At 71.3% G+C, this 9,980-nt stretch carries 3 protein-coding genes and 1 pseudogene; all 4 read left to right on the top strand.

The features are described 5' to 3' along the window. Nucleotides 1–336 (top strand): annotated as a pseudogene (locus AC067U_RS08885) (DEAD/DEAH box helicase); the annotation flags it as partial. A gap of 161 nt (nucleotides 337–497) precedes the next feature. Then, nucleotides 498–3,581 carry an FG-GAP-like repeat-containing protein gene (locus AC067U_RS08880; RefSeq protein ID WP_478828970.1) on the top strand — a complete coding sequence of 1,028 codons (3,084 nt, stop codon included), beginning with the start codon at nucleotides 498–500 and terminating at the stop codon, nucleotides 3,579–3,581. Nucleotides 3,582–3,778: 197 nt separating this feature from the next. Continuing rightward, on the top strand, nucleotides 3,779–6,808 hold the full coding sequence (locus AC067U_RS08875) for an FG-GAP repeat domain-containing protein (RefSeq protein ID WP_478828969.1): 3,030 nt from the start codon (nucleotides 3,779–3,781) through the stop codon (nucleotides 6,806–6,808). Next, entirely contained in the window at nucleotides 6,808–9,870 is a 3,063-nt protein-coding gene (locus AC067U_RS08870) for an FG-GAP-like repeat-containing protein (RefSeq protein ID WP_478828968.1), read from the top strand. The genes AC067U_RS08875 and AC067U_RS08870 overlap by 1 nt, the downstream gene beginning before the upstream one ends. Nucleotides 9,871–9,980: the final 110 nt, after the last annotated feature.

Below are 9,980 nucleotides of genomic sequence, written 5' to 3'. Positions count from 1 at the left end.
CTCCGCCGCGACGACCGTCGCGACGACAACCGCGGCGGTGGCTTCAACCGTGACCGCCGGGACGACCGTGGTGACCGTGGCTTCGAGCGCCGTGACGACCACCGCGGTGACCGTGGCGGCTTCCGCCGCGACGACCGCCCGTCCGGCGGCTACCGCTCGGCCGGCGGCGACCGTCCGTTCAACCGCGACCGCCGCGACGACCGTCCCTCGGGCGGCTTCCGCTCCGGCGGCGGCGACCGCCCCTACGGCCGCCGCGACGACCACCGTCCGTCCGGCTCGGGCTCCGGCTCCTTCGGCCGCCGCGACGACAAGCCGCGCTGGAAGCGCAACGGCTGACGGTCACTCCTGATCTGACGGACAGGGCCCGTACGACACCTCGTGTCGTACGGGCCCTGTCCCGTTCCCGGGGCCGGTTCTCGTACATCCATCCGGGGTGCTCGTGAGTCTCCTCTCCGGCACCCGCAGGGGTGCCACCTCTGAGGAGACCGAGGAAGCCCATGCCATCCGCACGGCAGAGATCCGTACGCGTACCGCGCCGATCCGTACACAGGAGGAGTCGGAGCGCCCTGGGCGCCGTCGCGCTCGCGCTCGCCATGGGCGCGGGCGTACTGGTGGACGCGCCCATGGCGACGGCGGCCCCCGCGGCGGGGACGGAGCTGACGATTCCTGCTCCACCGACCAAGGCGCCGCCGCAGCAGCCCCTCTACGCCGCCGGGACGGGATTGCTGACGCACGTGGCGGGGCCCGATTTCCGATGGCAGCGTCTTTCGGACGGCAAGACCGCCACGGCGCCGTACTGCGACCAGTTCTCGACCGGCGACTCGTTCGCCTGTTACACCGATTTCGGACGGACGGGGGCGCTCCCCATCCACGACTTCGTCTCGGGCTCGACCGAGCAGGTCGCCCTCCCCGCGGGCCACACGTGGATGAAGGCGTTCTCCCGAACTCATGCCCTGACCTTCAGCGTTCGCCCCGACGGGTGGAAGGAGCTGCACCTCGTGGGCCGGTCGGGCAACCCGGTCAAGGACGCGGTCGTCAAGACCACGGCGAAGGTCAGCGGGACTCCCCGGGTCATGGACTTCAACGCGACCCACGCACTGATCGGCTACCTCACGAACGGGGGCCATCAGCTCGGCCTGATCGACTTCGCCGGCGCCTCGATGGAGGTCGTGCCGCTTCCTGCGGGCTCCCGCACCGACAACGCGGACGCCGCCTTCGGCTCCGACTGGGTCGCTGTCACCCTCTTGCCGTGGGAAGCGACGGTCGCTCCCCGCAACAACCTCGGCGCGCAGCGGAAGATCTACCTGCCGTTCTCTGCCGAGAGCATCCAGGTGCTCGGCAACTGGCTTCTCGTGCAGCGGCGCGAGGGTGACGTGGACATGTACTCGCTGACCGCCTCGGGGACCCCCGAACCCCGAGCACTCATCGGCAGCCCCGGTTACGGGGTCGACAACCTGCAGATGATCCAGGGGGCGGACGGGGCTGTCTACGCCGTCGGCGGCAAGGAGTCCACCTCCTGGGGCGTCAACCGCATCTTGCTGGATGCCGCGGGGCGGCCGACGGTCGAGCAGGTGCTGCGTACGACACCCGACCCAGTGGGCCGTGAGGAGCTGCGGTTCGCCCAGGGGCAGGTCGTCTTCAACCAGGAGGAGCCGTTCAGCCGGGTCGGTCATGACGTGTCACTCACCTCGCCCGCCTCGGTCTCCGCGTCGCCGACGTGGACGTGCACGGACGAAGCCGAGGGCGGCCTGTGCAGCTACGGGGATGCGTGGCACACGGCCGTGACCGGTGACGGCCGGTTCATCGGACTCTCACGGAAGCCCGACGAATTCGGCAGCGGCCTTTGCTACGAGTGCGGCGTTGTGGTGCAGGTGCGGGATGCCAAGGCCGGGGCCGCCGTGCGCAAGGTGGCGCTGGCCGGGGGTGACACGCTCGCCCTCAGGGGGGTCAGGGGCGTCTCGGGCCGGAACGTCCACTTCTACGCGAACGAAAGCGGCGCCGGACAGGTCGACGTCGTGGCCGACATCGACAGCGGCAAGATCGTGAAGAAGATCCCGCTGACGGCCTCCGCCCTGTGGGGGACGACCCTGTGGACCCCCGACACCACTCCGGGGGTCGTCGTAGGGACAGATGTGTACACCGGGCAGGTCAGGAAGGTCGACCTCGGCACGGGCTGCCGACCGTTCGACCTGAAGGTGGTCGGCGACTGGTTCTACGCGACCTGCTACATGGCCGGGACCTCCAGCGTGTACAACGCCGTCAGCAAGAAGCGCTTCGACGGACTGCCCGACGACAACGTGAAGCTCGGTGACGGGTTCCTGCTGACGGGCTACGTCCCCGACGTCACCGACTTCCGATCCGGGGTACCCGTCGTGACGAGCCACGGCCCGTCCCGGGAGGCAGCCGTCGACCCGTTCGGCGGTGGGTACGCCTACCTCGACCACCGGAACGTCGTACACGTCGCCGCGGTCGAGGGCGCCGCGAGCCCCTTGGCCCTCATGGATTCGGTGGTGCCGGGGACCGCGGACCTGACCGGTGCCAGGACGTGGGCGCCCAGCTGGTGGACGTCCAAGCCGTCCTCTTCCTGGAGCCTGTCACTGACGCGGAAGGCCACGGGCACGCTCGTCCGGACGCTGGGCGGAGGGGAGACCCGTGGGGTGGTCCGTCCGGTGTGGAACGGGAAGGACACGGCAGGGAAGTACGTCCCGAACGGGGAGTACGGGTGGACCCTGACGGTCAAGCCGGCCGACGGGCAGGGTGCCGAGCTGAAGCTTTCCGGGTCGGTGAAGGTGTCCGGCGGGGCGGAGGCGCGTCGGGACCACGTCGGCAAGGACGGCTTCGGGGATCTGGTGACGCTGGACTCCGCGGGCGTGCTGGCCTTCCACGGCGGTGACGGCAAGGGCGGTCTGACCGGGGCGAAGGCGACGGGCGCCGGCTGGCCGACCACGTCGACGGTCGTCCCCTTCGGGGACATGAACGGCGACCGGTGCAACGACGTACTGGTGCGGAACTCGACCGGCACGTTGAGGCTGTACCAGCCGGCGTGCGGGGCGGGCGTTCCGGCGTCCACGGGTTCGAAGTGGCTGGGCACGGGCTGGAACGCGTACGACGTGCTGACCTCGGCCGGGGACGTGACCGGCGACGGGCGGGCCGACCTGCTGGGCCGGGAGGCGGCCACCGGGGACCTGTACCTGTTCGCGCAGGACGCGGGCGCGGTGTTCAAGCCGCGGGTGAAGGTCTCGGCGGGCTGGAAGACGTACAAGCAGGTGCTCGGGGCCGGTGACCTGAACGGCGATGGCCGTGGCGACCTGCTGGCGGTCGACTCTGCCAACACCCTGTGGCGGTTCGACGGCGTCGGCAACGGCACCTTCAAGGCCCGGGCGCAGGTGAACGGTGCGGGCTGGGCGGCCGGCCGGGTGCAGTTCATCGGTGTCGGGGACATCTCCGGCGACGGGAAGACGGACCTCGTGTCCCGGAACGCGGCCGGCGAGCTGCTCCGCAACAGCGGCGACGGCAAGGGCGGCCTGCTGGCCACGGTGAAGATCGCCACCGGCTTCGGCGGGTACAAGAGCGTGCTCTGAGAGCGGTGGACCCGGAAGGGCCCGTACGGAGCCTCGTGCCGTACGGGCCCTTTCCCATTCCAAACCAGGGGAAAGCGGAAAGTCGTATATCACTTTCCTGATCTTGTGCATCCCTGGGTGATCCAGGCGAGTCAGACCCTGCGAGCGTGTGCGCGACTTGCGTACGAGCGCCGTCACCTGCGATCACGGGGGGATCCTTGCTGCGCAGAACAACCGTGGCCGTCGCCGTCGTGGCGACCTTCGCCACCGCCCTGCCGCTCACCGCCGCCGTCACGACCGCCACGGCGGCGCCGCTGGCGCCGGCAGCACAGGCAGCACCGGCAGCGACGCCGACCGCCGCCGAGTACGTCATTCCGGCCCGTCCGGTGCCCGACCGCTCCCTGGCCGCCTCGGCCGCCATCGAGTCCGGCTATCTGATGGCGGGCGAGGGCGCCGGGAACCACATATGGCGGAAGTACGGGGAGGCGCAGGGGGCACCGGTCCAGGTGCCCGCCGGGGAGCAGGTCGTCGCGGGCGGGCCCAACTCGCTGGCCTTCGTGAAGGACCCGAAGGGGCCCGGCACCGTCGTCACCTTCCGCGACATGCGGGACGGGAAGACCTCGACGCTGACCGTGCCGGCCGGCCACACCTACCGGGCCGTCGTCGGCGACGCGGTCCTCACCTCGACCGCCGAGACCGGTGGCGACCTCCTGCACTGGCTGACCCCGGTGAGCGGCCAGGCCGGCCAGATCACGGACAAACCGCTCTCGGTGCTGCCACCGGGCGGAGCCGGCCTGGTCAGCCACAGTTCCTCCGGCGCGCTGGTGAAGGCGGGCGGGGAACACTTCTTCGTCACCCCGGCGGGCAAGGTGCGGCCGGCTCCCGAGGGAACCCTCTACGGTGACTGGCTCATCGCCACTGAGGGCCGGTGGGCCGGAGACGAGAAGGAGCTCAAGTTCACCGTCTGGGACACCCGGGGCTCGCTCGCCCCCAAGAGCGGGAAGACCACCGACTGGTTCGGCGCCCGCAGTGGCGGTCCGAACGTCCGCGGTGTGATCGGCAACGAGCTGATCCTGGGCGGGACGGCGCACGACCTGGTCACGCGCACGCAGCGGAAGCTCCTGGACGGGGACGCGCTCCACGACGCCGCGGTGCCGGGTGACCGGATCGTGGTGGCGGGTGTCGGCCCGGCCGGGCACGGCCTCCACACCCTGGAGAAGGGCCCGGACGGCAAGGCCACCGTGGTGAAGCAGCTCGACGTGGTGCCCCAGGCCCAGACGTTCACCCGGATCGCGGCGGAGAACGGCCGGCTGCACGTGTTCGACGGTGAGCCCGGCGGGCTGAAGTACCAGCACTACCAGATGAACGCGACGGGCGCGCCGCAGGCGGGCACCTGGCGCGAACGGAACATCGGGTTCCAGACCTCGTTCCCGCCGTGCGCCACCGGCAGCACCTGTACCCCGATCACCGGTACCGGCGACGGCGGTCTGGTCTTCCCCGGCAACGGGGGGCTCTACCACGCGCAGCCCGTCTCGGACTGGGCACACACGGTCTACTGGACCAAGGCCGTCCCGGAGACGGTCCAGGTGTCCGGACGGTTCGCCGCCTACCTGCTGGCCACCGATCCCAAGCGCCCGGTCCAGGTCTACGACCTCGACGCCTCCAAGAAGGTCCGCAGCATCGTGGCGCCGGGCGGGACGTTCGCGCTGTCGGGCTACTGGCTGTGGCGGGAGAAGTCCGCCGGCGTGCTGGAGGCCGTGGACGTCCGCACCGGTGCGGTGGTCCGTACGGACAAGGCGGCGTCCTGCGACATCAAGGCGCTCGATGCGTGGGGCACTTCGGTGTACTGGAAGTGCGACAAGGAGTCCGGGGTCTACGACACCGGCACCAGGACGAGCGTGAAACTGCCCGCCCACAACACGGCACGGGTCGGCCACGGCTTCGTGGCCTGGGAGAAGGACGGCGTGCTCCGGGTCACCGACCTGAAGGGCACGAACGGCGAGCGTGTGATCGGCCGCCCGGCCAATCCCGTGTACGGCGCGGGCTGGGCCGTGGACCGCTACTCGGGGCGGATCGTCTACGGGGACTCCGGCCACAACATCCACGTGGTCGACGCCGGAGTGGCCCAGGTCACCAACCTCGCCGTCATCGACCGCGACGTCTGGCCCGTGCAGAACGTCTTCGAGAACCCCATCCGCTACGGCTACGAACGCTGGCCCGCCGCCTGGTTCCTGAACAAGCCCATCGGGTCCTGGTCCTTCACCCTCCGCCACCGCCCGACCGGAAAGGTCGTCCACCAGGAGAGCGGAGGCGGGGGGAGCGTCGTACGCCCGAACTGGCGTGGCTACTACGACGTGAACGGCACCTACGACTGGTCACTCACCGTCCGGCCCGCCGACGGCAAGGGCCCGGAAGCCAAGCAGAGCGGGTCGGTCCAGCTGCTGGGCCGGCTCGCCGCGAACCGTGACTTCGTGGGGAACGACGGCTTCGGCGAGCTGCTGACCATGGACTCCAAGGGCGCGCTGACCTTCCACCGCGGCGACGGCAAGGGCGGGCTGGGCGCCAAGGAGACCAGCCAGGGCTGGCCGATGGGCTCCACGCTGGTCACCATCGGAGACCAGAGCCAGGACGACTGCAACGACATCGTGGTCCGGACGCCGGCCGGCGAGCTGTGGCAGTACGCCCCGACCTGCCGCGGGCCGCTGTCGAGCGCCTCGGAGTCCAAGCCGCAGCGGATCGGCACCGGCTGGAACCAGTACGACCTCCTCACCTCGGGGCCGGGACTGGGCTACAACTCGCTGGCGGAGAACGGTCTGATCGCGCGCCAGAAGGGCACGGGCGAGCTGTACCTGTTCTACCGGGAGTACGCCCCCGGGCTCACTTCCGCGACCCGGCTGGAGGGGGACTTCAAGGCGTACAAGCAGCTGTTCAACGCCGGTGACCTGAACGGCGACGGGCACACCGACCTGCTGGCGGTGGACGGCGCGAACACCCTGTGGCGGTTCGACGGCACCGGGAGCAAGGACCGGAAGGCCTTCAAGCCGCGGGTCCAGGTCAACGCCGCGGGCTGGGCGAACGGCCGGAACGCGTTCGCCGCCGTCGGTGACATCACCGGCGACGGCAAGCCCGACATCGTCTCCCGGAACGCCGCCGGTGAGCTGCTGCGCAACAGCGGCGACGGCAAGGGCGGCCTGCAGGCCACCGTGAAGATCGCGACCGGTTTCGGCGGCTACAAGGGGATCTACTGATGCAGAAGAAGCAGTACGGGCAGCCCCGCCGGCGGCTGCGCCGCGCCGTCGCGGTCGGCGCGTCGGTGGCCGCGGCCGCCACCGCGATACCGCTCGTCGTGGCGGGTGCCGGCACGGCGGTGGCCGCCGGCCCGCCGGCCGTGGCCGCCGGCCCGCCGGCCGTGGCCGCCGAGTACGTGGTCCCGGCCCGGCAGCTGGCCGACCCGGCTCCTGCGCCCGTGGCCACGACCGCCGAGGGCTTCCTGCGCAAGGGCGCCACGGCCGGCACGTACACCTGGACGGCGTACGGGAGCAACGAGGCCGAGCAGGTGGGCCCGTTCCCGGGCACCCCGCACCAGGCCGGGCAGCACACGGTCGCCTTCGTGCAGGACGGGGGCGGCTCCGTCACCTTCCGCGACATGCGGGACGGTTCGGCGAAGACCGTCGCCGTACCCTTCGGCCGGACGTTCCGTGCCGTGGTCGGGGACAGCGTCCTCACCACGGAGGCCGCCCCGGCCAACACCAACCTGCACTGGCTGACCCTGGAGAACGGCCAGGTCGTGGACCGCGTCGGGGGCCGGGCACCGGGCTCCGACGTGAGCGAGGTCAGGGGGGCCAACCGGTACGGCGCCCTCCTGAAGACCTCGGACGGGACGGGGACCTACTTCTCGTGGGCGACCTCGGACGGAAAGATCCGCGAGTCGGAGGACTTCGGCGACCTGAAGGTCGTCGGGGACTGGCTCTTCACCACCGACCGGGACGACGACACCCTGGTCCGCTGGTTCAAGGTGTGGGATGCCAGGGGGCCGCTGGATCCGGGGGCCGCGAAGCGGCTCACCGAGCCCTACCTGCACTCCGGGGGGAACCTCGTGGGGGTCGTCGGAGGCGACGCGCTCCAGCTGGCCGCCGACGGCAGGCTGTACGCGCTGCCGCTGGACGGCGGTGCCGCCCGGGTGCTGGTCGACAAGGTGACCACGGCCACGGCCGGCCCCGGGGGAACCGTGGTCGCGACCGGTCCGCAGTCCGACTCGGCCGACCCCGTCCATCCCGTGCACGCCGTCGTGCCGGGTGAGGACGGCCGGTCCGTCGTCCGCCGCACCGACGTGCAGCCGGTCCCGCAGCGCATCGCCCGGATCGCGATGGACAACGGCCGGCTGCACACCCTCGACACCTACCCGCAGAAAGCCCCCCAGCTCAGCGTATACCTGATGGCTCCCGGCGGGACACCGCAGGCAGGCACCTGGCGGACGCGCTTCGGCTTCCTGGGGCGTCACTTCGCGAACGGCTGCCAGGCGCCGACGACCTGCCCCGACCTGCTGGCCCTGGGTGAAGGGCAGCTGCTGGCCGACGCGCCCACGACGGAGTTCCTGCGGATACAGACCAATGGCGGCATCACTCCGCACACCAACATCGCCAAGGTCCACGGGAGCCTGCAGGGGTCCGGACAGTACGCGGCCTGGCTCGCGCACGACCGGAAGACGGTGGGCACGTTCAACCTCTACAACACGGCGAACCCCAGCCCGATCTCGATCCCGGTGTCCGACGGGATCTTCGCGCTGTCCGGTTCATGGGTGTGGCGGGAGCAGTCCGCCGGTGCGCTGGAGGCCGTGGACGTCCGGACCGGCGGGGTGGTCCGCACCGCGACGGTCGCGGACTGTGACGTGAAGTCACTGGAGGCGTGGGCCAGTTCGATCTACTGGAAGTGCGACGGCGAGTCCGGTGTGTACGACACCGCGACCAAGGCGAACGTGCCGCTGCCCGCGCACAACAGCGCCCGGCTGGGCAACGGCTTCGTCGCCTGGGAGAAGGGCGGGGTCGTGTACTCCACGGCGCTGCGCGGCACTTCGGACACGCGGGAGCTCGGCAGGCCGGCGAGCGCACGGCCCGGTGAGGGCTGGACCGTGGACAAGCAGGCCGGCCGGATCGGCTGGGTCGACGCCCAGCAGGCGGTGCACGTGGTCGACGCCGGGGTGCCGGCGGTGGCGCTCTCCTCCTACGACCGGAACGTCCCGGCGGAGGGGGTCGTCAACGTGGGCGGAGGCCTGTTGTGGCGTGCGAACTGGTGGCTGAACCACCCGGCCGCCTCGTGGCAGCTCACGCTCACCCGCAAGGCGGACGGCACCGTGGTCCGTACGATCACCGGCGGGGAGGCCCGCGGTGAGATCCGGACCTCGTGGAACGGCCGGAACGAGTCCGGCGCGCTCGCTCCGACGGGCGAGTACCTGTGGACCCTGACGGCCAAGCCCGCAGATTCCGCGGCCGCCCCGTTGAAGGCGACCGGCACGGTCGTGCTCAGGAGCGCGGCCGAACAGCGGCGCGACGTCGCCGGGAACGACGGCTTCGGTGACCTGGTCACCCTGGACGCGAAGGGCGCGCTGACCTTCCACGGCGGCGACGGCAAGGGCGGCCTCACCGGCGCGAAGGTGACGGGTGGCGGCTGGCCGGTCACCTCCACCGTCATCCCCTTCGGCGACCTCAACGGCAACCGCTGCAATGACGTCCTGGTCCGCAACTCGGCGGGCACGCTGCGCGCGTACCAGCCGGCCTGCGGCACCGCCGTGACCCCGAGCACGGGCAACACCTGGCTCGGCACCGGCTTCAACGCGTACGACGTCCTCACTTCGGCCGGGGACGTGACCGGCGACGGCCGCCCCGACCTGCTGGGCCGTCAGGCGAGCACCGGTGACCTGTACCTGTTCGCGCACGACGGCAAGGGCGCGCTCAAGCCGGGCGTGAAGGTCTCCGGTGGCTGGAAGGCGTACCGGCAGGTGCTCGGGGCCGGCGACCTGAACGGCGACGGGCACGGCGACGTGCTGGCGGTGGACTCCGCGAACACGCTGTGGCGGTTCGACGGCACGGGCAAGGGCACCTTCAAGGCGCGGGTGCAGGTCAACGGCGCCGGCTGGGCGGCCGGCCGGCTCCAGCTGATCGGCGTCGGCGACCTCACCGGTGACGGCAAGGCGGACATCGTGTCCCGCAACGCGGCCGGTGAGCTGCTGCGCAACAGCGGCGACGGCAAGGGCGGCCTCCAGGCCACCGTCAGGATCGCCACCGGCTTCGGCGGGTACAAGGGCGTCTTCTGACGGAGGCGGTCCGCGGAAGGGCCCGTACGGCACTCCTCGTGCCGTACGGGCCCTTCCGCCGTCCCAAACCGGCAGAAAGCGGAAAGCTGCATATCACTTTCCTGATCGTG

The organism is Streptomyces sp. NPDC043853 (assembly GCF_056436025.1).
The sequence above is the reverse complement of the archived record's forward strand: the minus strand, read 5'-3'. Positions and strand labels throughout refer to the sequence as shown.

Bases quoted from the DNA above. Each gene is read 5' to 3' on its own strand.
- AC067U_RS08870 (WP_478828968.1), top strand. From the start codon at position 6,808: ATGCAGAAGAAGCAGTACGGGCAGCCCCGCCGGCGGCTGCGCCGCGCC.
- AC067U_RS08880 (WP_478828970.1), top strand. From the start codon at position 498: ATGCCATCCGCACGGCAGAGATCCGTACGCGTACCGCGCCGATCCGTA.